Raw genomic sequence first — 24437 nt, forward strand, 5'->3', positions numbered from 1 at the left:
GCGGTGGTGGCCGCGGTGCCGCCCGGCCTCCCAGCCGGTGGGGCAGGCGTCGGCGGTCGGTCAGGCGGAGGCGCGGGAGCCGTAGTCGGGGGAGGCCAGCCGACGCGGGTAGTAGCCGGGGTTCGGGCCCTCGGCGGGGCTGGCGGCGCCGGTCAGCCGGTAGCGCTCACCGACGGCGGTGGCGCGCACGATCGTGAGGACGAGCAGGAGGAAGGCGCCGCCGACGAAGCCGGAGAGGACCGGCGAGCCGTCGGTGCGATCGCCGAACGCGGGGGCGGCGATGCCGGAGGGGTCCTGCGTCACGGTGACGTGCTTGCCGACCGACGCCCGGTCGCAGCGGATCTCCCGGTCCACCATGGCGCCGCTGTCCAGCCGGACCCGGCACGACTCCCAGGACGTACGCAGCGTCGTGCGGTTCGTGTACTCGGTGATCACACCGGTGGACACCTCACCGCGCGCCGCGAACAGCGCGCTGGAGACGGCGTAACCACCGACGAACATGCAGAAGAGCAGAAGGAGGAAACCGCACATGACCTGACCGATGGAGCCGTGCAGCCAGTACAGCGTCAGCACCATGGTGACCGAGGCGGTCACCACGATCAGGGCGACGCCCGCCACGGCGAAGGAGCCCGCGTAGGTGGCGTGCGACCAGCCGATCGCGACCGCGACGGTGGCGAGCACGGTGAACAGCAGGGTGACGGCGCAGCGTGCCCAGGCGGCGCCGCGGGTCGGGGAGCCGATCCGGCCCGCTTCCCACACGCGGGCGAATCCGGTGGGCGGTCCGGCCGCGAGTCCGGTGGGGGGTCCGGCCGCTTCCGGGTCCTGGGGCGTGCCGGGAAGCGGCGCCGTCATCGGTCGGCCTGCGGTGAGGTCGTGCCGGTGCCGGTGCCGGTGCCGGTGCCGGTGCCGGTGCCGGGGCCCGTGCCCGTGTCGGCGCCCGTGCTTGCGCCGGGGCCGGTCGGCGTCACGGTCTGGCCGTTCCCGTTCCCGCTTGCGGGTCCGCCCTCGGCCGCGGATACCGTTGCGGTGCCGTCGCCGACGGTGCCGTCGTCGTCCGCGAAGCTGACGCTGCGCAGGATGGCCATCGTCAGCTCGCTGAACTCGCCCCAGTAGTTGACGGCCGCGGTGTCCAGGGTGAAGACCGCGGTGTAGGGGCCGGTGGGGAAGGGCACGTACACCTGCACCTGGCCCATCTGGAGCTTGACCTCTTCGCCGCTGGCGGTGAGTTCGGCGCCGATGACGTATTCGCGCAGGGTCACGCAGGAGACGGCGGGGCCGCAGGGCAGGTCGAGCCAGCGGGCGTCGTTGGTCTCCTCGCGGACCAGGATCTCCCGGATGCCGAGCGCGGCGACCTCGGGGGAGGGGTGGTCGGAGGCGATCGCGGCGACAGTGAAGGAGCAGTGGGCTATGCCCTCGTCGATGGAGAACAGGCCCATCGCGGAGTACGCGAGTCCCCGGTCGCCCATCGCCTCGCCGAGCGCCGCGTAGTACGGGGCGGCGGGCGTCCACAGGTCGTCGTTGCCCTCCGGGTACATCTCCCGTACGAACTCCTCGGCGAGCGCGGCGCGCTCCTCGGGGGTGGCCGCGATCGGCAGTCCGTGGAAGGACTCGGGGACGACGAAGGACAGCGGGGGGACGTCCGACATCTCGACGGCCTGGAGTTCGAGGCCGGTGTCGTCCGCCGCGGCTGTCGGGCCCGCCGCGGCGGGGGTTTCCGGGGTGGTGGCGTCCGGAGGGGGAGTCGTCATGGTGGTCTCGCCTAGAGGTTCTGGACGGCAGAGGTCGTCAAGGGGAGTCGGGGCGTCGGGCGTCGGGGCCTTGGACAGCGGGGCGTTGGACGGCTGGGCGTCGGGCGGTGGGGTTTCGGGCGGTGGGGCTTCGGACGGCGGACGAGGAGCGTCGGGGTCAGAGGTCGCCGGGCTGCGGGCGGGCCGGTTCGCCGGACTCGCCCATGATGACGGAGTGGGTCTCGAACAGCCCCTTGCCGACCTTCGCCGGGACCTGGGACTCGACGAGGACGGCGCCGCTGGCCAGCCGGAAGGCGCGCGGCGGCTGCGCCGCAGCGGGCAGTTCGCCGACGAAACGGGCCAGCCGCTCGCGCTGTCCCGCGGTCAGTTCGGACTCGGGCAGCGGCTTGCGCCGCTCGGCCAGCACCCCGGCGAATTTGTCGGCCGCTCCGGTGGACAGCCGTACCCACGACCCGTCGGTGAAGGTGACGCGCACATCGTGCCCGCCCTCGCTGAACGCCAACTGCTCGGCGCCGCCCACCGACTCGCGGGGCGTCTCCCACAGGACGGTGGCGGACGCCGTGAGGTCGGGCCCGACGCCCAGCAGCAGGAAGCGGCGTTCGGTGACGACCGCGTCCACGCGGGTGCGCTCCGCGCTGCGCGCGGGGTCCAACTGCCACGGCACGGTACGGGCGACGGTCCCCGGCGCGGCCCACATCACCGGGAAGTCCTCGGACTCGTTCGCCGGGTCCTGCGGCGCCGACCGCGACGCCCCGCCGACCTGCACCGAGTTGCCGCCGGTCACCGCCTCGACGGCGACATGCAGCGCGGTCACGATGCCGCCGAGCAGCCCGCCGCCGACCCGGTCGACCTTCTGCGTCGTCTTGGAGTGCAGGGTGTACTCCGGCCCGGCGGGCCAGCCCGGCAGCTCCGCCTGGATGTCGCGCCGCTCGGTGTCCCGGAACCACCGCGAGCCCGCCACCGGATGCGCGTACCCGGTGGCGAAACGGATCGGCGTACGTACCAGCGTGGATTCGTCCTGATCCGGGAACCAGTCCATCGTCGTGCGCCTTTCGGTCGGCTCTGAGCGGAGTCGCTGTGCTGAGTCGCTGTGCTGAGTCGCTGTGCTGAGTCACTGTGCGGGGTCGCTGTCGACGTCGCCGTGGAGTCCTCGTGCGGCGGCCGTGCGGATACGACCGTACGCGGTCGCCGGTCGGCGCCGGTCGTCAGTTGGCGGTGGCCGCCCGGTCGAAGCGGTCGCCGAGGTGGACGGCCTCGCCGATGTGCTGCGGGATCGAGTAGAGCTTCGGCGCGAGCTTGAGCCCCACGTCGATGGAGCGGCCCACGTTGCCCATCGCGTCGATCGCCACCCGGCCGCCGGTGACCATCTTGATGCCCTTCGTACCGATCAACTGGCCACCGTGGTAAAGCTGCTCGGAAACCGTCTGCATACGATTGATGATCTTGCCGTCGGAGATGACCTGCCCGGCGGTCTTGAGGCCGCCGAACTCCAGCGTGACGTTCTTGAACAGCTTTATCTGCTTGCCGCCGGCGATGAAATCGCCCGCTTTGCCGACGAAGTTCCGGCTGATGGTGGTGACTCCGCGGAATCCCTCGCCGAGTTCGGCGGCGCGGGTGGCGGCGATGGCTCCGTCGGCGACCTTGGCGCCCTTGGCGAAGGCGCCGATTCCGGGTATCGCGCCCAGCGCGTCGAAGCCGATGCTGATCCAGCTCACGTCGGCGCCCGCGGCCATGGCGATCAGGTGGGTGATCAGCGCGGCGGCGCTGGTGACGACGGCCGCGGCGGCGAAGATCGCGCCCAGCGGCTCGAAGGGCGCGGTGATGATGGCCAGCACGCCGAGGAGGCCGCTGAGGTCGCTGAGCAGGTCGCCGATGAGTTTGATCATGTCGGCGTGGTCCTTGACCCACTGGATCGTGTCGTTCCAGGCGTCCTCGATGCCGTGCACCATGCGGCTGAACAGGCCCGGCTTGTCCGGGGCGATGTCACCGGCCTTGTCCAGGTCGTGGCTGATCGCGTTGGCGGCGCTGGTGAAACGGTTGTGCAGCTCTTCCGCGCGGTGGCGCACGCCGTCCAGCGCGTTGTTCGCGTCGGTGACGGCCTGCTGCTTCTTCTTCGCGTCGGCCGCGGCAGCCGGGTCCGGGTCGGGGGACGCCTGAGGCTGCGGGTGCGGAACGCTGTTGTCCGTGGGGATGCCCGCCGCGGTCTTCGCGTGGTCGAGTGTGCCCTGCTTGGTGGCGGCCTCCCGCTCCAGCGTGTCGGCCTCCGCCTGGAAGCCGTGGAGCTGCTCGGCCCAGCGGCCCAGCGCGCTGGACGCGCGGCCGAAGGAGTCGTGCGCTTTCTTGATCAACGGGGTGACATCGCTGTCGATGTGAGAAATGAAGGCCCTGGCGGCCTCGCCCTTCCAGTAACCGCAGTCGAGCCGGCCCAGTTCGGAGACCGTGGTGCTCAACTCGGTGTGCACATCACCGATCTGCCGGGCCAGTGAGCGGGTGCGCTCGACGTCCCCGGGCGTGGGGTCGAAGCCCAGATGCGGAAAGCTGCGCGTCACGCCCGTCACTTCCCGCCGGTCTTGAGGGAGTTGGCGAGTTGCAGGTCGGCGTCGTCGAAGGTCTTGCCGATCTGGTCGATCATGTGGACCGCGGTGTCGGCGTGCTGGCCGATCTGCTTGATGCCGTAGTGCCAGTCGTCGGCGAAGTCGTGGACGTCGTCTATCAGCTTGGGCGCGCCGACCGACTCGCCGTTGGCATTGCCCATCGCCCGGCTCACCGTGTCCATTCGGTCCGCAATGGTGGAGAACGTCTTTCGCAAGTCCCCCATCACCGTCCCGTTGATCTGCAAGTCCCCCATGGAAAATCAACCCTTTCTCGGCATTACGTAAGATTCCGCGGGCCGCGTGCGGATCTCAGGGCCCCTACTCTATTAGGCGTATGCGGGCCGTCGATGGCCCACTGGTCACGGTCCTGTGGCAGTCGCGTGTGTGCGCGGATTCACCCACGCCTGCTTCGGGGACCTGCTGGTAGCTTGCCGACGCCGGGTCCAGACAGCGACATGGGGGAGTTCAGGTGCTTCGTCGTACGTCCACGGGAGCGGGAATCGCCGCGGTGGCGGTCGTCACCGCACTCGCTGTGAGCGGGTGCGGCAGTGGCGGCGGGAACGAGGCGAAGAAGGCGCCGCCCGCGAGCGCGAGCGCGAGCGCGTCCGCGACCGGCACTCCGGGCACGGCGGCGAGCATGTCGGCCGAGCCGGGGGCGTCGGGCGGTCCCACCGCCTCCTCCGTCGTCGGCGGCGACTCGACGCAGGGCGTCGAGGGCGTCTGGCTGGCGACGCAGGGCTCGACGAAGGTCCAACTCGTTCTCGGCAAGGGCAAGGCCGGGCTGACCAGCAGCCACCTGTGCGGCGGCACCTACACCGACCGCGGCGGCCTCGGCCTGACGCTGACCTGCATGGACGGCGACAAGGAACGCACCTCCGGCCGCGGCGAACTGACCGGCGACGGCAAGACCCTCACCGTGCGCTGGACCGGTGGCCCGACCGACACCTTCTCCCGCACGGGACTGCCGAGCAGCTGACCGGCGGCCCGTCAGGCCGCCGGTCCCCACGGCGGTCGCTCAGGTGGTCAGCGGCACCGTCACCGTCAGCGGCTCACCGTCGCCGAGGTGGAGCAGAGCCCGGCCCGGCGTGACCTGCCCGCCGACGCTGCTGCGGCTCAACCGAGTACCGATCAGTTCACCGCTCATGGTCTGCTGCGGCGAGAGCAGCACACCGCGCCGCGCCTTCTTGGCGTCGACCTGCCAGCCGGAGAAGCCCGAGCAGATGTCCTCCTCGCCGCCCGCGATGACCACGGCCCGGCCGTGGTCGGAACCGCGGGCGATGATCTCCTTCAGCACATCCTTGGCGTCGCAGTCGCGCAGCAGCTCCGCGTCGTCGGCCATGACGACCACCGGGCCGCCCTCGGCCTCCTCCAGCGCCTTGCCCAGGTCGTCGGCGGGTATGTCGCTGTCGGTGTACATCCGCAACACCCCTTCAGCGCCCGCCAGTTCACGCAGCGGCGACGGGCGGGGAGCCGCGACGACCAGCTTCACGCCCTGCTGCTGGTAGCTGCGCGCGAGGGTGAGCAGCAGCGTCGAGCGGCCCGACTTGCCGGGGCCGCCGATGACGAACGCGGGCAGGCCGTCGGACAGGTTGGGCCCGTAGCCGGTGAGTTCGTCGCCGCCGACGCCGACGAGCGCCCACAGCGGATTGCGCGCCGCGTCGGTGTCGCGCATCTCCCACGCGTCGGCGAACGACAGCCGCGAGGGCAGCACGTCCACCCGGAACGGCCGCCGCGCCCTGGGCAGCGCCGCGTCCCGCTCGGTGGCGGCGGCGCCGATCGCGGCCAGCGCCGCGGCCTGGCCCTGACCGGTGGAGTCGTCGGTGAGCAGCGCGACCTGCGTCTCGATACCGGACTCCGCCCGGTACGCGCGGCCCGGCTGGATCTCGTCCGGCACCTTGCGCGGATTGACCGAGATCAGCGAGAAGTCCGAGCGGTCCGCGAGCCGGAAGGCGATCTTGTCCTCGGTGAGCGTGGAGATCCGGCCCGCCATCAACGTGCGGTCACCGGTGATGATCAGGTGGATGCCGACCGAGGCGCCCTCCCGCAGGAACATGAACAGCTCGTCGCTGAGCGCCCCGTGGTCCAGCTCGCCGAGCGAGGGCGTCCAGCCCTCCCAGCGGTCGAGCAGGATCACGATGTGCGGCAGCCGCTCCTCCTCGGTGGTCACCGCCGCGCGCTGCTCGCCGATGTCCGCGAACCCGTCACCGGCCAGTAGCTCCTGACGGCGCGTCATCTCCGCCTTGAGCCGCCCGATCAGCCGGATCGCCCGCTCCGACTGCGCACGGCCCACGACCGCGCCGCAGTGCGGAAGCTTCGTCAGCGCGTTCAGCGCGCCGTTGCCGCAGTCGATGCCGTACAGGTGCAGATCCGCGGTGGAGTGCGTACGGGCCAGCGAGCCCGCGATCGTCCGCAGGAGCTGGGAGCGGCCGGAGCGCGGGGCGCCCGCCGCCAACAGGTGGCCGAAGGTGTGGAAGTCGATGGCCACCGGGCGCCGTGCCTGGAGCGCGGGCAGGTCCTCGATGCCGTACGCGGCGGGCGGCAGCGCCCCCGCGGCGACCGGCGTCGGCAGCTCGTCAAGCAGCAGACTGTCGGGCAGCGCGGGCAGCCACGGGCTGTGCTGCGGCGGGATCGCCATCCGCTCGTTGGCCTCGCAGATCGCCTCGACGAGCACCTTCAGGTCGGTGATCTCGTCCTCCTCGCCCTTGGCGCCCGCGGGGCGGCGGGGGGCCGAACGGCCGAGCTGCGACCAGTCGACGATGCCCACCCAGGGCGCCACCGTCACGTTCTCGACCGCGCCCGGCCGCCGTCCGCCGACCCGGCCGGACTGGAAGGGGACCAGCGAGGTCGCGCCGAGCCGCACATAGGCGCGGCCCGGAGTGGACTTGGAGATGTTGCCCGCGTCCGGGGCGTCGATGACGTCGGAGGACTCGCTGCCGTCGGTGACGCGCAGCGCTATCCGCAGGTTGGTGTTGGCCCGGATCTCCGGCGAGACGACACCGCTCGGCCGCTGCGTGGCGAGGATGAGGTGGATGCCCAGCGAACGGCCTCGCTGGGCGATGTTGACCAGACCGGTGACGAAGTCGGGCAGCTCACGGACCATCGAGGCGAACTCGTCGATCACGATCAGCAGCCGCGGCATCGGCTTCAGCTCGGGCTGGCGCCGCATCAGGTCGGTGTAGTCCTCGATGTCCTTGGCCCCGGCCTCGGCCAGGATGTGCTCGCGCCGCTTCAGCTCCGCGCCCAGCGACTCCAGCGCGCGCTCCACCAGGTGGGCGTCGAGGTCGGTCACCATGCCGACGGTGTGCGGGAGTTGCACACAGTCCTTGAACGCCGAGCCGCCCTTGTAGTCGATGAGCACGAACGTCATCGCCTCGGGGGTGTTCGCCACCGCGAGCGAGGCCACGATGGTCTGCAACAGCTCCGACTTACCCGAACCGGTCGTACCCGCGATCAGGCCGTGCGGCCCGTCCTTGCGGATGTCGATCGCGAACGGACCGTCGTAGGACTCGCCGACCACCGCCTGGGTGGAGATCGGACTCAGCCGCCAGCGCGAGGCGATGGCGTCGGCCGTCGGCGGCTCGATCTCCAGGACGTCCAACAGGCGGCTGGCGGACGGGATCGCGGAATCCTCGGCGTCACCGCTGATGTCCCGGATCGGCGACAGGCAGCGGGCCAGCCGGGAGCACCAGGCGGGCGAGACGAGGTCGGGCCGCACCTTGCGGATGCGTGCCACCCCCGCCTGCTCGACGCGCAACCGGAAGGCGCCGGAGGCCGGTTCCGCCGCCACCGCCTGGGCCTGCTGCGCGCCCGCGTACCAGGCGTTCACCGAGGGAAAGCCGCCCTGCCGGGGCGCGGCCGCCGCGGCGGTCTCCGGAACGGAAGCGACGGTCGCGTCCACGGCGGGCGCCTCGAACTCCGCAATCACCACGGCCTGGCACTCGCCGGGCAGGAAGCGCTCCTCGGAGTCCAGACAGATGGCGAACATCCCGACACCTGGGCCCTCGCGCAGCAGTTGCACCACACCGGGCAGCGACCGCATCCGTCGCGACCCGTCGAGGATCACCACGATGTCCGGGTCCTTGAAGAAGGCCGCGTGATTGGCCGCGCTGCCCGCCTTCTGCTTCGCCTTCTGCCGTCCGTCCAGAATGGAGGTCAGCTCAGCGACCCGCGCCGCGACCGTCTCGGCGTCCGTGCCCAGCAGCGCGCTGGCGTCCTGCCCGTCGGTCGGCCGCGAGTGCGGCAGCCACCGCACCCAGTCCCAACTCTGCTGCCCCGACTGCTCGGTGAGCACATAGAACTGCACATCCATCGGGCTGCTCAGCGTCGCCATCTGCGCCACCGCCCAACGGCCCATCGCCCGCGCGTCGTCGCCGGGCGCCGCGAAACCGATCACGCCGAGCCTGCGCAACTCCACCGCGACCGGGGCGTCGTCGATCTCCCAGTTGACCTTGCGGCGGTGCTCCTCCTGCTCCGGGTCGTCCAGGATCACCTCGGACGGCAGCTTCGCCGTGCCGACCCTGATCAGCAGGTGGTCGGCGTCGCCGCGCCGCCGCTCCCACAGCCGGGTGCGCGGCCCCGTCGCGGTGTTGAGCACGGTCGCCGGGTCGGGCGAGGCCGCGGCCCGGTCCTTGCGTTCGAGGTCGAGCGCCTTGTTGGCGTCCTGCTCGATGCGTTCTTTGCGCTCGCGGAACTCGGTGACCGTCTTCGCGTACGACTTACGGCCGTTCTTCTTGTCCATGAAGTGGTTGCCGACCATGACCATCGGGCTGACGACCGCCATGAACAGGTACATCATGCGGTGCATCATGAAGGCCATCATCACGGCCATGAGCAGCGGCATGACCGCCATCAGCCACGGCAGCGGCCGTCCGGCCGGCTCTTTCGGCGGGGTCGGCAGCCGGAAGACGGTGGTCCGCTCGGGCGGTGACAGCCGCGGCGGACGGTTGTAGTCGTAGGTCGCCCCGTCCTCGCCGGGATGCAGCGCCGCGTTCGGCGGGATATAGGGGCCAAGCTCCAGAAGGCTGTTGCCGAGGGAGAGCTGGTCGCCGAGCGGCCATTCCTTCGTGTCGCCGCCGACCGTGACCTGGCAGGTGCCGCCCATGCCCACGGTCAGCACCGCGGCGCGCTCCGCCAACTCCGAGTCGTCGATGCGGATGCGGGACGAGGCACCGCGCCCGATCTCCACCTTGCCGATGCCCAGACGGTGGACCGCGCCCGCGTCCGGGCCGCCCGCGACCCGCAGTTCGACCACACCGGCGGGCTCGCCCGGCAGGCAGCCCGCCGGGTCGTAGAGGCTGACTACCGCGCCCTCGCGCAGCGGTGACTGGGCCACCGACCAACTCGGGTCCACCGCGTACCCGTCCACGTACACCGCGGGCGAGCCGGGCGCGCGCGAGGGGCCACCGGAGATCGAGATGATCTCCGCGCCGCCTCCGCCGACTTTCCGTCCGAGCTCGCGCGCGACATCCGCGACGGTCGACGCGGACTCGGTCTCCACCACAACATCGGCGCGGTCCCCGCCGAGCGGGTCGACCACGGTCAACGACAGACGCACGACGTTCCTCGTTCCCCCGGATTCGACTTGGTTTCTCAGGACGATATCCGCTGGAGGCCGGTCGTGGGGCCTCAGGTGCCCGGCCTGTGGATAACCTGCACCGGTTTATCCACAGGCCGGGAACAGGGCTGGACACGGCCCCCGTCGCGGGTGGGACAGTGGTCCTCAGGCCGGAGGGAAGAGGGGTGGACGGGGCGGGTGGGGTAGCGTGCGGCCCGAGCGTGGGCATGTCACGGAAGCCGTTCCGTTCTGTTGCAAGGCTGTGAGTCGCTTGTCACGGGATGCGCCTTGAGGGTGTTTGTAAGGCGCTGATAGCGTGCGGTGACTTGACATCGGCCTGCGGGCTGTCGCCGGACAGGAGCGCGGCAGTCTCTCCCCACGCAACCGATTTCGAAGAAGCACGCCGGCTCGACGGGGGCAGTGACGTGAGGACCAGAGAACGTTCCGCTGCGGGCGGCGGCAGTAACAGCCGTCAGTCCGGATCCGCGCCCATGCATGGGGCGCCGATGGGCGGAGAGCGGCTGCCGACAGTGTCGCGGGAGCGCAAACCCGCGTTGGCCGCACTGGCCGTGCTGCTCATTCTCGTCGGCGCGCTCGGTGCCACCGTGATGGTCATGCGCGCGGGGAACAAGATCTCGGTCGTGAAGATCGACCAGGACATCCCGGTCGGGGACCGGATTCCCGCCTCCGCGCTCCGCGAGGTCATGGTCTCCGACGACTCCGGGGTCAACTTCGTGCTGTGGAAGCAGCGCGGCGACCTGGAGAAGAACTACCGGGCGTCCACGAACATCGTCAAAGGCTCCGTCCTGGTCAAGGAGATGGTGACGAACAGCAGCGCCCTCCCGGCCGGGAAGTCGCTGGTCGGACTCTCCCTCAAGCAGGGCGTGTTCCCCGACGGTCTCGCCAACGGCCACACCGTCGCCGCGTATCTGGTGGGGAACGACGCGGCCAAGGGGCAGAACGGCTCCTCGGGCGACAGCGGCGGAGCGAGCGCCAACACGCTGATCAGCGACAGCCTGATCATCAAGTCCGTGAAGTCCGACTCCTCCGGGCTCGGTGGCGGCGACACCCTGGTCACCGTGATCGCGGACTCCTCCGTCGCGGGCAAACTCACCCTCGCCGCCGCGGCGAACGAAGTGGCGCTCGTGCTCATGCCCGACAGCAAGAACTGAGCGAGCGGGCGAATACGTCATGGCACTGATCGCAATCGCCGCGGACAAGGGCTCACCAGGCGTCACCACCAGCGCCGTCGCGCTCGCCGCCGTCTGGCCGCGCCGTGTCCTGCTGGCGGAGGCCGACCCGGCGGGCGGCGACCTCGTCTACCGCTCACCCGCCGCGCACGGCGGCATGCTCGACCCCAACACCGGCCTGCTCTCGCTGGCCGCCACCGCCCGACGCGGCCTGGCCGCCGAGCAGTTGTGGGACCACGCCCAGCCGCTGGCCGGCGGACTCGACGTCCTCGTCGGCATCGGCAGCGCCGAACAGGCCGCCGGTCTGTCCGGACTGTGGCCGATGCTCGGCCAGGCGTTCGCCACGCTCGCCGAGTCGCCCAACGGCGCCGCCGACGTGATCGCCGACTGCGGCCGGATCGGCGCCGACTCGCCCACCCTCGACCTCTTCTCGCACGCCGCCCTCGTCCTCCTGGTGGCCCGCACCGAACCCGAACACCTCGCGCGGGTACGGGACAGGGCCGGTGCGCTGTCGGCCAAACTGCACGGCTCGCAGCGCGGCGCCGCCGCCGCGCTCGGCCACCCGCCGATCGGCATCGTGCTCATCACCGACCCCAGCCACAGCGCCCGACAGGCCAGCCAGGTCAACGAGATGCTGGTGGCCTCGCAGATCTCCGCACGGGTCGTCGGCACCCTCGCCCACGACACGGCGGGCGCCGACACCCTCAACGGCCGCCGCCGGGGCCGCCTGGACAAGTCCCTGCTGATCCGCTCGGCCCGGCAGATCACCGCCGACGTACCGCACCGGTACGGAGTGCTCCGATGAGCACCGTCGACCACCAGTTGGTCAAGCGGTTCCGGCAGGAGGCGGGCGACCGCATCTCGGAACAGCGCCGACTGGACCAGGTGACCGGTGAACCCGCCATGTCACCCGAGGACGAGCGGCAGTTCGCGCGGGCGATCATCGCGCAGATCCTGGAGGACTACGCCCGCGCCGAGATCAACCTCGGCCGCACCCCGCCCGACGCGCAGGCCGAGGAGGCGTACGCGGCAGCCGTGCACGCCGCGCTCTTCGGCGTCGGCAGGCTCCAGCCGCTGCTCGACGACACCGAGGTCGAGAACATCGACATCAACGGCTGCGACCAGGTCTTCGTCGGCTACTCCGACGGCCGCGAGCTCCAGGTCGAGCCGGTCGCCGAGTCCGACGAGGAACTCATCGAGCTGATCCAGGTGCTCGGCGCGTACTCCGGCCTGTCCTCGCGCCCCTTCGACTCCGCGAACCCGCAACTCGACCTGCGGCTCCCGGACGGCTCCCGGCTCTCCGCCGTCATGGACGTCACGCGCCGCCCCGCGCTGTCCATCCGCCGCGCCCGCCTCGGCAAGGTCTTCCTCTCCGACCTGGTCGGCAACTACACGCTCACCCCGGAGTTGGGCTCCTTCCTGTCGGCCGCCGTCCTCGCCCGTAAGAATGTGATGATCGCCGGCGCCACCAACGCCGGAAAGACGACGCTGCTGCGCGCGCTGGCCAACGTCATCCCGCCGCACGAGCGCCTGATCACCGTCGAGCGCGCGCTGGAACTCGGCCTCGACCAGTTCCCCGAGATCCACCCCAACGTCGTGGCGTTCGAGGAGCGGCTGCCCAACTCCGAAGGCCAGGGCGCCATTTCGATGGCCGAGCTGGTCCGCCGCTCGCTGCGCATGAACCCCTCGCGCGTCATCGTCGGTGAGGTGCTCGGCGACGAGATCGTCACCATGCTCAACGCGATGTCACAGGGCAACGACGGCTCCCTGTCCACCATTCACGCCAACAGCTCCGCCGAGGTCTTCAACCGCATCTCCACCTACGCACTCCAGGCGCGCGAGCGGCTGCCGGTCGAGGCGTCGCAGATGCTGGTGGCGGGCGCCATCGACTTCGTCGTCTTCGTGCAGCGACGCAACGACTTCCAGCGCGGCGGCACCCTGCGCCGTGTGGTCACCTCCGTCCGTGAGGTGAACGGCGTGGACGGCCGCGTACTGTCCAGCGAGGTGTTCGCCGAGGGGCGGGAGGGCGTGGCACTGCCCCACGCCCCGATCTCCTGCCTCGAGGAACTCCTCGCCAACGGCTACCAGCCCACGGGGGTGTGGCGGTAATGACCGGGATCTTCTCCCTGTCCGTGCTCTACGGACTGCTCGCCGGAGCCGCCGTCGGCGGCGGTATCGCGCTGTTCGTCCTCGCGATGCGCGGCTGGGCGCCCAAGCCCGGTGCGACAGCGCCGGGTGAGTCGTCCGGCGACAAAGCGGCGGAGTTCATGCGCTTCCTGTCGCAGCGCGGCTCGCTCGCCATCGTCGCGGGACTCGTCGTCCTCGGCCTGACCCGCTGGGCCGTCCTCGGTGTCTCCACCGCCGTGCTGGTCTTCACCTGGGACAAGCTCTTCGGCGGCGCGGCGGAGGAACGCGCCGCGATGAAGCGCGTCGAGGCGTTGGCGGCCTGGACCGAGTCGCTGCGCGACACCATCGCGGGCGCCGTCGGCCTCGAACAGGCCATACCCGCCTCGGCCCGCGCCGCCGCACCCGCACTGCGCGGCCACCTGTCGTCGCTCGTCGACCGCCTCAGGTCGCGCACCCCGCTGCCGGAAGCGCTCCAGCACCTCGCCGACGAGATCAACGACGCGTCGGCCGACATCATCATCGCCGCGCTCATCCTCAACGCCCGCCTGCGCGGACCCGGTCTGCGCGAAGTGCTCGGCGCGCTCGCCAAGTCGGCCCGCGAGGAAGTGGACATGCGGCAGCGCGTGATGGCGCAGCGCGCGAGCACCCGGCGCAGTGTGCAGATCGTCGTCGTGGTGTCCGTGGCCTTCGTGCTGGGTCTGGCCATCTTCAACCGCAGCTTCGTCGAGCCGTACGGCACGGCGATCGGCCAGGCCGTACTCACCTTGGTGTGCGCGCTGTTCGCGGCCGGATTCTGGTGGCTGCGGAAGCTGTCGAACATCGAGACGCCGGACCGGTTCCTGGTCCATGAGCCGGAGCGCGTTTCGGCCGCCGACCGCATCGGAGTGCCGCCCGGCCACGGCGCCCACGCACAGGCGACCCCCGGCCAGCCGCTGCCGGGTCACGGAGCGCCGGGGCACGCCGCACCCGGCCACGCGACGGCACCTGGCCGCGGCGGTGTGCCCGGCCACGGCGGCGTACCGGGCCAGGCCATCCCGGGTCAGGGGGCGGCACGATGAACAACATCCTCTTCACCTGCCTGGTCGGCGCGGCCGTCGGCCTCGGCGTCTTCGTCCTCATCCGGGCGCTCATGCCTGGCAAGCGCAGCGCCGTGCACACGGTGGCGCAGATCGACGCGATGCGCGCCGCGGGCCCGGTCAGCAGCGGACCGGCGCACTCCGCGCCGACCGACTTCAAGGGCCGCGTCGGCCAGCGGGTCGCCACCTTCTACCTCCAGCAGGGCTGGGAGCAGCGCTCGCTCCGCGCCGACCTCGCCGTGCTCGACCGGAGCTGGGAGAACTTCCTGGCCACGAAGATCATCCTGGCCGCGGCCGGTGTGATCTTCGGGCCGTTCCTCTTCGCCGTGATCTGGCAGCTCGGCATGGGCAGCAACCCCGTGATCCCGGTCTGGATGGCCCTGATCTGCGGCGGCGTCTTCTTCCTCCTGCCGGACTTCGAAGTGCGCCGCGACGCCGCCGACAAGCGCAAGGACCTGCGCCGGGTCATCGGCGCCTACCTCGACCTGGTGTCGATGAACCTCGCGGGCGGCCGCGGTCTGCCCGAGGCCCTGATGGCCGCCGCCGAGATCAGCGACGGCTGGGCCCTGACCCGTATCCGCAACTGCCTGGCCGATGCCCGGATCACCGGCACCAGCCAGTGGGTGGCCCTCGGCAGACTCGGCGACGAGCTGGGCGTCGAGGAGTTGAGGGACCTGTCCGTCACACTCGGCCTGGTGGCCGACGACGGCGCGAAGGTCCGCGAGTCGCTCGCCTCGCGCGCCGAGACGATGCGGCACCGGGAACTCGCCGAGATCGAGGGATCCGCGGGCGAGAAGTCCCAGTCCATGCTCGTCGCGCAACTCCTGCTGTGCGCGGGCTTCCTGGTCTTCCTGATCTTTCCCGCCGCGATGCGCGTGTTCCAGGTCTGACCACCAACGTCTCTGAGCACCACTGTCTCCGATCGTCACCGTCCCTCCTGAGCACCACTGTCATCGAAACGCCGAGCGTCGAGTCGAGAGGACTTGAACCATGAACCGCTTGCCCAAGGTCAGCCATCCGGCTGTCGACTTCCTTCTCACCTTCCTCAAGGGGCGCGTCGAGCGCGCCCGTTCCGAGGGCCTGTCCCGCGGTGCCTCCGCCGTCGAGTGGGTGATCATCTCCGCGGTGGTCGTCACCGTCGTCGGCGTGGTCGCCGTCATCATCAACGGCGCCCTCAAGGGCAAGGCATCGGACGTCGGCAACTGCATCTCGAACACCACGGACAGCAAGACCTGCTGAGGCCGGGACCGATATCCGTGATGGAACGACGAATCGACGCGCTGCACCACGCCGTACGCCGCAGGCTGGACGCCGCCCGCGGCGACAGCGGCGTGGGCAGCCGTACGAGCACGAGAGCGGTAAGCGGCGCGGGGGCGCCTACCGGCGATGACCGCGGGATGACCGCGATCGAGTTCGTCTTCCTCACCCCGGTCCTGTTCTTCATGATCTTCGCGACGGTGCAGTTCGGTCTGTACTCCTTCGCCGACCATGTCGCGCAGGCGGCCGCGCACGCCGGTGCCCGCAAGGCGCGGGCGGAGGCCGACGCCGATCCCGGCGGCTGGTCGGGTAAGGCGACCAGCGCGGCCGAGGACCGTATCGACCAGCTCGGACCGAATCTGCTGGACGGCCGCAAGGTGACGTCCTTGCAGCCGGACGCGGCCACGGTCGGCGTGCGCGTCACGGCCGACGTACCGACCATCTTCCCCGGCTTCCACTTCAAGGTGAACGAGAGTTCCCAGGGGCCGGTGGAGCGCTTCGTACCGGACAACGGGGGCTGATCCGATGCGTACCCGACTGCGAACCGCACTGCGCACCAGACGGGTGGGGGAGCGGGCCGACGGAGGGCTGTCCACCATCGAGGTGGTGATCCTCGCCCCGATCATGATCCTGTTCATCCTGATCCTGGTCGCCTTCGGCCAACTCGTCGACGGCCGGGGCGCGGTGGACGGCGCCGCCAGGGACGCCGCCCGTGCGGGGTCGATCCAGCGCAGTCAGGGCGTCGCCATGTCCGAGGCGATCGCGGCGGCCCGGGCGGACCTCGGCGACACCTGCGTGGCCGGCACCTTGTCGGTGAAGAAGACCAGCGAGGGCTTCGAGGCCGACACCCTCTTCAGGGTCGAGGTGAGCTGCACCATCCGCGGCCTCGCCTCGCTCGGCCTCAAGATCAACAAGACGATCACGTCGACGGCGGCCTCACCGCTCGACCCGTACCGACGGGCGGAGTGACCGATGCACCGGACACGGCACGTCGTACGGCGCCTCGTAGGAAGGGTGGCGCGGAGGGTGGTACGCCGCCCCGACCGCGGCTCCGGCACCGCCGCGATGCTTATCTTCGCCGTGGTGTTCATGGCGCTCGCCGCCTTCGTCGTCGACGGCGGACTGTCGATCTCCAAGCGCGAGCGCGCCGCCGACATAGCCGAGCAGGCGGCCCGTTACGCGGCCCAGGACATCGACGTCGAGGCGCTGCGCAACGCTCCCGCGGGCACCCAGCCCGTGATCAACACCGGGGCCTGCACCGGCAGGGTCAGGAATTTCGCCGAGCAGTCGGGGCTGAGCCCGGCCGACGTCATGGCCTCCTACTGCACCTCCGCCCTGCCCAACCGGGTGGAGGTGACCGTCCAGCTCACGTATGAGCCGATGCTCACCGGTTTCTTCTACGACCACAACATCGTCGTCCACGGTACGGCGGCGGCCGAGTCCGTCACGGGACCGGCCAACTAGTCCGTGACAAGCAGCCCTTAGCAGCATTCGTACAGCACCAGCCGTATAGCACCAGCCGTATAGCACCAGCCGTACAGCACCAGTCGTTCAGCATCAGCCGTTCAGCACCAGCCGTTCAGCCGAAGCACCAGCCGCTCCAACCGAAGGCAGAGGAAGCAGCCATGGCACGCACGACCGCCACGGGACGTAACCGTACGCAGCAGGGTGGGGCGGCGGCGCGCCCGCCGCGCAGGCACCGTACGTTCGGCGACTTCGTGCGCGCGCTCGGCGCGTTCCTGGCGCTCGCCGTGCTCGTGGTGGGGGTGCCGGGCGCGCTCCTGTACTTCATCGGGTCGCCGTTCCCGCACCACTTCGACTCCGACCTGGTGCAACAGCCCATCACCAGCGAGACGTTCGTCAACACACTTGCCGTGATCGTATGGCTGGCCTGGGCGCAGTTCACGGCGTGCGTGCTGGTCGAGACCAAGGCGGCGGTCTCCGGCGTGGGCATGCCGAGCCGGGTGCCGGGCGCGGGCCCGAGCCAGTTGCTGGCACGGCAGTTGATCGCGGCGCTGCTGCTCGTCGGCGTGAGCACCGCGGGCCTCGTCCCCGGTCTGTCCCAACTCGGCCAGGGCAACCAGCACGAGAGCCAGGCGCGGCCGGGCGTGGCCGCCACCGCGCAGCAGACCCCCGGCCAGCAGCACCAGGCACGTACCGTCAGCGCCGCCGTACCGCATCAGCAGGCCGCCCAGCACGCGGCGGGATCGCACCAGAGCGCGGGTCAGTCGGCGCACAAGGACACCAAGTTCTACCGGATCCAGCCGCCCGAGGGCCGGCACCACGACTCGCTGTGGGAGATCGCGCAGCGCCACCTCGGCGACGGCCGCAGGTACAACGAGATCTACCAGCTCAACAAGGACCGCGTGCAGCCGGACGGCTCCAAGCTGTCGCAGGCCAGCCTCATCCGGCCCGGCTGGGTGATGGAGATGCCCTCCGACGCGCACGGCGGCGACCTCGTGGAGATGCCCGTCGCGGCCACGCACGTCGCGCCCGACGTGCAGCATTACGCCGAGCACGGCGGCGCCAAGGACACCGCGGCCGAGGGCGCGCACGCCTCCGCCCAGCACGCGGCGGCCGAGCAGGGCGGCGGCGGGACCGGCGCCCAGGGCGGCGGATCGGGCGGTTCCGGCTCCACCGACAGCGCGTCCGCCGAGACCGGCCCCGGCGGTACGGGTACGGGCGGTACGGGTACGGGCGGTACGGGCGGGTCCGGCGGTCGCCACGCGGCCGTCACCACCCCGGCCCACGCCGAGACGGCACCCGAGCACGGGCCCACCGCCGCCTTCACCGCGAACTCCTCCTCCCACTCGCACGGCTTCGACCTGTCCGAAGCGCTGATCGCCGCCCCGCTGCTGGCCGCGGGCCTGCTCGCCGCGCTCGGCCGCCGCCGTCGTACGGCCCTGTGGCAGTCGGTCACCGCGGGCGGCCTGCGCACGCCGCGCACCCCCACCGGGCCGCAGGCCGACGCCGCCGACGCGCTGCGCGTGGGCGCCGACCAGGACACCGTCGCCTTCCTCGACCGCGCGCTGCGCGCGCTGTCCGGCCGCCTCGACGCCGAGGGCCTCAAGCTCCCGACCGTCTACGCCGCGTGGCTCACCGACGAGGCCCTGCACCTGCAACTGGCCTGGCCCGAGGGCCAGCCGCCGGCCCCCTGGCAGCTCGGCCAGGACCAGACCTTCTGGCGGCTCGACCGCGCCGACCTCACCGAGGACGCGGACGTGTCGGCGGCGGCCCCGTACCCCGGCCTGGTCGCGCTCGGCACGCTCGACGGCGCGCGGCTGCTGCTCAACCTCGAAGCGGTGCCCGGCATCGTCTCGCTGTCCGGAGCCGCCGCCGACCGCGAGGCCGTACTGGCCTCCGTCGCCTCGGAGTTGGCCACCAACGGCTGGTCGGACCGGATGACCGTCACCCTCGTCGGCTTCGCCGAGGACCTCACGGCCCTCGCCCCCGCCCGCGTCCGGCACCTCGCCGACGTGCCCGAGGTCATCGAGACGATGTCCGCGGAGACCGCGCAGCGGGCGGGCGCCCTGCGTACGGCGGGCCAGGACAGCGTCCTCACCGGCCGCACCGGCCGCGCCCAGCACACCCAATGGGCACCGCACCTCGTCCTGCTCGCCGCCGAGCCCACCGAGGAGGAGGCGAACCGGCTGGCCGAACTCGCCTCCGACGCGGGCCGGCTCGGCATCGGCTACCTCGTCGCCTCCAGCCGTCCCGACATGCCGGGCGCCGCCTGGGAGCTGGAGATCACCTCCGCGGGACGGCTGCTCGCCCCGCTGCTCGGCCTCGACCTCGAAGCGCAGGTGCTGCCCGCCGATCAATACCAGGCCGTGCTGCGGCTGTTCGCCGAGGCGGGCGGCGAGGACGGCCCCGGATCGGGCCCCGACGCCCCGCCGTTCATGGTGGACCTCTCCGACCAGGGACGGCCCGGCGTGTACGCGCGCCTGCTCGGCTCCTTCGAACTCGTCGGCGTCGACGAGCCGTCCGCCGAGCGCAGCCAGCTCCTCCACGAGGCCCTGGCCCTGCTCCTCCTGCACCGCGAAGGCGTCCACCCCCGCGTCCTGGCCTCCGCGCTCTGGCCGCGCGGCGTCACCGAGGACGTACGCGACGCCCTCGTCGAACGCCTCCGCGACTGGCTCGGCACCGACCCCGGCGGCATCGCCCGGCTCACCATCGACGACACCGGCCGGATCGTCCTCGCCTCCTCCGTCGTCTCCGACTGGGACGTCCTCCAGACCCTCCACCACGAGTCCACCGAGGGCAGCGCCGCCTCCGACCCCACCGCCCGCCGCCGCCTGCTCACCCAGGCCCTCTCGCTGGCCCGCGGCCCGCTCCTCCAGGACCGCACCGCGGGCCGCTACGGCTGGCTCTCCCACGAGATAGTCGACGCCCAACACCCCGTCCTCGTCGCCGAGATCGCCCTCGCGCTCTCCGCCCTCCACCTCGACGCGGCCAAGCCGAAGGCGGCCGTCGCGGCCATCGAGGCGGCCCTGGTCGTCTCCCCCAACGACGAGCGCCTCTGGCTCGAACTCCTCCGCGCCACCCAGGCCACCGGCGACCCCGCCCGCCTCCAGGCCGCCGCCAACTCCCTCATCGCCCGCAGCGACTCCCTCAGCGGCCCCAGCCGCGGCCTCCCGCCCCGCGTCGAAGCCCTCCTGGACGAACTGCTCCCCGAATGGCGCGGCAGCATCGCCAACTGACCCTCGGAAGGCACTGCCTTACGCGCCGCGCGCCGTCAAATCCGATTCACCCGTAACCCCGAGGCGGATCGGGGTCGTTGTCAGTCCGTAGGTAACGGCATATGACGGCGACAACGAGGGTGGTCGGGGTACGAGGATGGCGGACCTCATTGTGACGGATCAGGTGCTCGCCGATTCGGAGCGGCTGTTGACGAAGCTGCACTTCGAGTTCAAGAGCATCAAGGTCCATCGGGACGACCTGCACCACATCTGGGGGTCGGGCGCGGTAGCGGGCGCGATGGACGCGTTCGTCAACAACTGGGCGTGGTACCGCAAGAAGCTCGTCGGCGGCATCGAGTCCGTCGGCGGACTCGTCGGCGCGGCCCGCGAGACGTTCAAGCAGACCGACGAACACCTCGCCAAGAGCGGCTGACCCCCGTGGCGACGACCACCAGGCCGCGCCCGCGCGACTGGCACCCCCTCACCGACACCGATCCCACCCCCGGCGACCCCGAGTCCATCCGCGACGAGGTCGCCCACATGAAGCACCTCGCGGGCATGCTCAGAGCCGAGGCCGCCGACCTCAAGGTCATCGGCGCCGGCGACGGCCTCAAGGGCCGCTACGCCGCCAAACTCCGCGACGAAGCCCGCGAACTGGAAGTCCACCTCCGCGAGACCGCCGGCCGCTACGAACGCGTCCACGGCCATCTCACCGCCTGGGCCGGCGAATTGGAGGCCATCCAGTCCGACGCCGACCGCATCCTGCGAGGCGCACGCGCCGACGCCGAGGCGGCTCCCCCTGAGGACACCGAATCTGCCTCGGGCCCGGGCTCCGGTTCCGGCTCCAGCGACGACCCGCTCGCCAGGCACCGCCGCTCCTTGACCAGGGTCGAGGCCCACCGCGACGAGCGGGCGTCGCACTACGCGGCGCGTATCCGGCACGAGATCAACGACAAGATCAAGGACAGTTGGTGGGAGCGGCGCAAGAACGAGATCGACGGGGTGAAGGGGGCGATTTCGCTTGTCGCGGATGTGATGAGCTGGGTCGCCACCGTCATCGCGATCGTCGCGATCTTCACCACCCCCGCCGGTTGGATCGCAGGTCTCGCCGTCTGGCTCGCGGTCGGCGTCCTAGCGGGACACATCGCCCTCGCCGCCGCAGGCGACTGCTCCTGGCTCGACGTCGGCATGGACATCTTCGGCCTGCTGACGATGGGCATCGGGGGCGCCGCCCTGAACGGTCTCAAAGACGTACGTGCCGCGACGAAGCTCGCCGCTCAAGCCGCTGCCGACGAGCGGGCCGCCGTCACCGCCACGCGGGCCTCCCGGTCCGTTCTCGACCGCTCGTCCGCCACCGTCAACCGTCGCGGCTCCACAGCAGCGGCGCGTGCCAGGGCCCGCCACGTCCGCAACATCGCTAAAGCCGCAGCCGAGCGGGCCGGTCGCAACGCGGCCGTGGAGGAGGCTGCCACCCCGATGGCTGAGGCTTCCCAACGAGAGGCGGTGCTTGTCGGAGGCGACCGCGAGACGGCGAATCTCTACAAGGACGTGGTCCGGATGCGGGCCGCGTATCCGGAGAGTGCCGCTGTGCAGCGGGCCAGCCAGGGGGCTGAGGGCTACAAGGGCACGTTCCAGGGAACGTGGATTGCGGCCACCGCCGTGGACGGTGCGGATAAAGCCGTTGGTGACAGCGACGCCCTGCCGGAGAAGCCGGACTACGGTCCGTACGGAGCCTTCAAGGATCGGTATACGAGAGAGGTTGGCTCGGCATGGTGACTGTGCCGCGCGGGATGACGAGGTCCACGTGTTCTACGTGAGCAACGCGAATGGCGATCCTGTCCTGGCACGTAGCGACAGGTTGATTCGGACTGGAGGCGTGGTGCCGTTTGCTGGGCTTGGCCTGTTAGCCGTCACAGCGCCGCTACTTCGCCCGAGCAGGTTCACCTTCACCGTCGAGACGTTGTCGCTGTCGGCTACCGGACAACTATTCGTGTGGTGCGGCATGTTCGGCCTGTTCCGCATTCGCGGCTGGGCCTCCGGCGTGCTCGCCTATATCTGGCTCGGAGCCATGTTCAACGCCTTGGCGGTCGCGTCGACCGGCATCGTCTACCTCGCGCCCATCCCCTTGCTGGCTCCAGCCACCGCCTGGCTTGCCAAAGTGCGGCTGCGCCGCAAACCCCCGGCGGAGGCGGCCCGGTGACGGCCGCGACCACCCCCGTCGGGTACACCCTCGTGCTGCCCCCGGGCTGGGCCCGGATCCCTCTGCGCGCGGGCACCGCGACGGCGTTGGACGAGAAGGTGTTTCGGGGGATCGAGCGGATTCCGGCGGGGGTGCCGAGGGATGAGGGGATGGCGTTTCGGGCGGAGGTGCGCCGGAGGGTGGAGGGGATGGCGCGGGAGGCGAGGGCGGGGGGTGGGCTGGATCTGTATGTGCCGGTGAAGGCGCGGGCGGGGCTGGTGATGGGGGCGTCGTTCGTGGTCGCCGAGGTGGCGGGGGAGTGGGCGGGGGAGGAGACGGGGGCGGAGGCCGTGTTGGGGCGGCTGGTGGGGGAGGAGCGGGGCGGGGAGCCGGGGGAAGTGCGGGAGGTGGCGGGGACGTTGGGCGTGCGGTGGGAGTACGTGGAGCCGCCGGCCCTCCGCGAGAGCGAACCGGTGGAGACGTGTGCACGGCATGTCGACTACGTCGTCCCCATGCCGAGGCAGGGCGCGGGGCGGTGGCTCGCGGTGGCGTTCTCGACGGTGGGGGACGGGGATCCGGGCAGCGAATTCACCAGGGCGCTGGCCGAGTTGTTCGACGCGCTGATGACGACGTTCCGTTGGAGCTACGCGTGAGCGGGAGCCGGCTGGACGCCCGGCGGGTGGACGGTTCGCGGTGGGTGTGGGTCCCGCCGCGGTGGCCGGTGCCGGGGAGCGAGGGGGAGTTCCCGGACGCCGCCGCGTACGCGCGGGTGATGGCCGAGGCGCACTGGGAGGACAGCGCCTTGACGCCGGGCCCCGGCGAGGTAAGGGAGTTGGCCGAGGCGCTGACGTACGGGATGGAGCGGTATCCGCGCGTCTATCCGGGGTACGGGCTGCACTTCCACCTGGACGGCCCGCGCGGGAATCCGCTGGCCGTGTACTGGGCGGAGTTCGACATCGAGGGCGAACTGCCCGGCGAATTGCGGGAGCTCACCCACGCGGACGCGGAGTACGCCGTGGAGCCGCCGATCGTCGAGGACTTCGGCAGTGAGCACTTGGGCACCGGCATCCGCGTGATGCGCTACTTCGTCGACCCGGACGACAACGACATCACCATCGGCCTCCGTTACGCGTGGCGCGTGCCCGAGCACGGTGCGGACGTGCTGGTGATGACGGCGGCGCCCGATCCGGGGCGGGTGCTCCGGGCGATGGACGACATCGACGCCTTCGCGCGGGCCCTGCACTTCGGCCCCTGACGTCACCGGCTACGCGCTCCGCGCCCGTAGCGCCGTCTTCTTGGCCTGGTTGCCGCACACGTCCATGGAGCACCAGCGCCGCGTCCCCGGACGGGACTGGTCGAGGAAGACGGCGCCGCAGGTCGGGGAGGCGCAGGGGCGCAGGCGCGGCAGCAGTTCGGGGGTGGCGGCTAGGTCGAGGGCGTCGCGGGCGATCAGGGCGAGGGTCGCGGTGAGGGGGTCGTCCGCGCGCCACTGGAGGTCGCCGGAGGGGGCGAGGCGGGGGGCGGGGACGGCGTGGGCGGCGGCGCGGTTGAGCCGGGCGCGGGCGGTGTCGCCGAGGCCGGAGCCGGGGGCCGCGCCGGGTTCCCTGCCGGGGGCCATGGCGGCGCTGACCAGCGCGTGGACCGCCTCGCGCAAGGCGCGGGCCTCGCGCAGCCGGGCGGGTGTGGGCGGGGTGGCGGGTACGTCGGAGCAGGGGCCGCACTGCCGTACCCAGGCGATCAGCGCCTCCGGATCGGCCAGCTCCTCGGTGACCGCGGGCGTGCCCCGGTAGCGCAGTGTCCGCAGGTAGTCGAGGCACAGCCGCCCGGCGCCCTCGCGGAAACGCGGCTGAGCACGGCCGCCGTCCAGGGCCGGGGCGTAGGCGTCGATGCCGTTCGCGGTCATACGGGCCACTCTACCGGGGAACCGGTTTAACTGGTACCTTCGGAACTGGTTAAACCGGTTTCCACTTCGACGAGGTATCGATGTCCCAGCCGTCGTCCGACGCACCGTCCCCAGGGCCCGAACCCGTGCA

At 71.4% G+C, this 24437-nt stretch carries 23 protein-coding genes; 16 read left to right on the forward strand and 7 right to left on the reverse strand.

Annotated elements, in window-relative coordinates; genetic code table 11:
* Positions 1 to 60: 60 nt before the first annotated feature.
* The 5 genes from ACIOC1_RS22895 to ACIOC1_RS22915 all read right to left on the reverse strand — a co-directional run bounded on the left by ACIOC1_RS22895 (position 61) and on the right by ACIOC1_RS22915 (position 4524).
* Complete coding sequence (locus ACIOC1_RS22895; RefSeq protein WP_401856187.1) at positions 61 to 852, reverse strand: hypothetical protein; 792 nt, start codon at positions 850 to 852, stop codon at positions 61 to 63.
* Positions 849 to 1748 carry a hypothetical protein gene (locus ACIOC1_RS22900; RefSeq protein WP_401856188.1) on the reverse strand — a complete coding sequence of 300 codons (900 nt, stop codon included), beginning with the start codon at positions 1746 to 1748 and terminating at the stop codon, positions 849 to 851. Before ACIOC1_RS22900 ends, ACIOC1_RS22895 begins: the two co-directional genes overlap by 4 nt.
* A gap of 157 nt (positions 1749 to 1905) precedes the next feature.
* A complete protein-coding gene (locus ACIOC1_RS22905) occupies positions 1906 to 2787 on the reverse strand; it encodes a hypothetical protein (RefSeq protein WP_401856189.1) in 882 nt (293 codons plus the stop codon).
* Between the two features lie 166 nt (positions 2788 to 2953).
* Complete coding sequence (locus ACIOC1_RS22910; RefSeq protein ID WP_355337470.1) at positions 2954 to 4297, reverse strand: putative T7SS-secreted protein; 1344 nt, start codon at positions 4295 to 4297, stop codon at positions 2954 to 2956.
* A gap of 5 nt (positions 4298 to 4302) precedes the next feature.
* Positions 4303 to 4524: a hypothetical protein gene (locus ACIOC1_RS22915; RefSeq protein ID WP_317452509.1), complete on the reverse strand. Its 222-nt coding sequence runs from the start codon at positions 4522 to 4524 to the stop codon at positions 4303 to 4305.
* A gap of 287 nt (positions 4525 to 4811) precedes the next feature.
* Here ACIOC1_RS22915 and ACIOC1_RS22920 point away from each other — a divergent pair, with 287 nt between their 5' ends.
* Positions 4812 to 5318: a hypothetical protein gene (locus ACIOC1_RS22920; RefSeq protein ID WP_401856190.1), complete on the forward strand. Its 507-nt coding sequence runs from the start codon at positions 4812 to 4814 to the stop codon at positions 5316 to 5318.
* 39 nt (positions 5319 to 5357) lie between these two features.
* On the opposite strand, the gene ACIOC1_RS22925 is transcribed toward ACIOC1_RS22920, so the two are convergent.
* On the reverse strand, positions 5358 to 9896 hold the full coding sequence (locus ACIOC1_RS22925) for an FtsK/SpoIIIE domain-containing protein (protein WP_401856191.1): 4539 nt from the start codon (positions 9894 to 9896) through the stop codon (positions 5358 to 5360).
* Between the two features lie 506 nt (positions 9897 to 10402).
* Here ACIOC1_RS22925 and ACIOC1_RS22930 point away from each other — a divergent pair.
* The 15 genes from ACIOC1_RS22930 (at position 10403) to ACIOC1_RS23000 (ending at position 23659) form a co-directional block, all read left to right on the forward strand.
* On the forward strand, positions 10403 to 11068 hold the full coding sequence (locus ACIOC1_RS22930) for a hypothetical protein (protein ID WP_355337480.1): 666 nt from the start codon (positions 10403 to 10405) through the stop codon (positions 11066 to 11068).
* 19 nt (positions 11069 to 11087) lie between these two features.
* Positions 11088 to 11891, forward strand: coding sequence for a hypothetical protein (locus ACIOC1_RS22935; RefSeq protein ID WP_391162466.1), 804 nt, complete (start codon positions 11088 to 11090; stop codon positions 11889 to 11891).
* Complete coding sequence (locus tag ACIOC1_RS22940) at positions 11888 to 13195, forward strand: ATPase, T2SS/T4P/T4SS family (RefSeq protein ID WP_391162465.1); 1308 nt, start codon at positions 11888 to 11890, stop codon at positions 13193 to 13195. Before ACIOC1_RS22935 ends, ACIOC1_RS22940 begins: the two co-directional genes overlap by 4 nt.
* A complete protein-coding gene (locus tag ACIOC1_RS22945; protein WP_401856192.1) occupies positions 13195 to 14271 on the forward strand; it encodes a type II secretion system F family protein in 1077 nt (358 codons plus the stop codon). The genes ACIOC1_RS22940 and ACIOC1_RS22945 overlap by 1 nt, the downstream gene beginning before the upstream one ends.
* Positions 14268 to 15179: a type II secretion system F family protein gene (locus ACIOC1_RS22950; RefSeq protein ID WP_391162464.1), complete on the forward strand. Its 912-nt coding sequence runs from the start codon at positions 14268 to 14270 to the stop codon at positions 15177 to 15179. Before ACIOC1_RS22945 ends, ACIOC1_RS22950 begins: the two co-directional genes overlap by 4 nt.
* A gap of 100 nt (positions 15180 to 15279) precedes the next feature.
* The gene (locus tag ACIOC1_RS22955; RefSeq protein WP_355337495.1) at positions 15280 to 15528 is read left to right on the forward strand and encodes a hypothetical protein; all 249 of its coding nucleotides are present in this window, start codon (positions 15280 to 15282) and stop codon (positions 15526 to 15528) included.
* 20 nt (positions 15529 to 15548) lie between these two features.
* The gene (locus ACIOC1_RS22960; protein WP_355337498.1) at positions 15549 to 16067 is read left to right on the forward strand and encodes a TadE family protein; all 519 of its coding nucleotides are present in this window, start codon (positions 15549 to 15551) and stop codon (positions 16065 to 16067) included.
* 4 nt (positions 16068 to 16071) lie between these two features.
* Positions 16072 to 16515 (forward strand): TadE/TadG family type IV pilus assembly protein, encoded by a 444-nt coding sequence (locus tag ACIOC1_RS22965; RefSeq protein WP_355337501.1) that lies wholly within the window; start codon positions 16072 to 16074, stop codon positions 16513 to 16515.
* A gap of 3 nt (positions 16516 to 16518) precedes the next feature.
* Complete coding sequence (locus ACIOC1_RS22970; RefSeq protein ID WP_401856193.1) at positions 16519 to 17010, forward strand: Tad domain-containing protein; 492 nt, start codon at positions 16519 to 16521, stop codon at positions 17008 to 17010.
* Positions 17011 to 17171: 161 nt separating this feature from the next.
* On the forward strand, positions 17172 to 20246 hold the full coding sequence (locus ACIOC1_RS22975) for a BTAD domain-containing putative transcriptional regulator (RefSeq protein ID WP_401856194.1): 3075 nt from the start codon (positions 17172 to 17174) through the stop codon (positions 20244 to 20246).
* A 136-nt stretch (positions 20247 to 20382) separates the two neighbouring features.
* Positions 20383 to 20658, forward strand: a complete 276-nt coding sequence (locus ACIOC1_RS22980; protein WP_401856195.1) for a hypothetical protein — start codon at positions 20383 to 20385, stop codon at positions 20656 to 20658.
* A gap of 5 nt (positions 20659 to 20663) precedes the next feature.
* Positions 20664 to 22001 carry a hypothetical protein gene (locus ACIOC1_RS22985; RefSeq protein WP_401856196.1) on the forward strand — a complete coding sequence of 446 codons (1338 nt, stop codon included), beginning with the start codon at positions 20664 to 20666 and terminating at the stop codon, positions 21999 to 22001.
* Positions 22002 to 22029: 28 nt separating this feature from the next.
* A complete protein-coding gene (locus tag ACIOC1_RS22990; RefSeq protein ID WP_401856197.1) occupies positions 22030 to 22425 on the forward strand; it encodes a hypothetical protein in 396 nt (131 codons plus the stop codon).
* 86 nt (positions 22426 to 22511) lie between these two features.
* Positions 22512 to 23057 carry a hypothetical protein gene (locus tag ACIOC1_RS22995; protein ID WP_401856198.1) on the forward strand — a complete coding sequence of 182 codons (546 nt, stop codon included), beginning with the start codon at positions 22512 to 22514 and terminating at the stop codon, positions 23055 to 23057.
* The gene (locus ACIOC1_RS23000; RefSeq protein ID WP_401856199.1) at positions 23054 to 23659 is read left to right on the forward strand and encodes a hypothetical protein; all 606 of its coding nucleotides are present in this window, start codon (positions 23054 to 23056) and stop codon (positions 23657 to 23659) included. Before ACIOC1_RS22995 ends, ACIOC1_RS23000 begins: the two co-directional genes overlap by 4 nt.
* 9 nt (positions 23660 to 23668) lie before the next feature.
* Here ACIOC1_RS23000 and ACIOC1_RS23005 read toward each other — a convergent pair whose 3' ends face one another.
* Positions 23669 to 24307, reverse strand: a complete 639-nt coding sequence (locus ACIOC1_RS23005) for a CGNR zinc finger domain-containing protein (RefSeq protein ID WP_401856200.1) — start codon at positions 24305 to 24307, stop codon at positions 23669 to 23671.
* Positions 24308 to 24437 lie beyond the last annotated feature (130 nt).

Origin of the sequence: Streptomyces sp. NPDC088197 (assembly GCF_044741185.1) — a bacterium.
Lineage (GTDB): Bacteria > Actinomycetota > Actinomycetes > Streptomycetales > Streptomycetaceae > Actinacidiphila.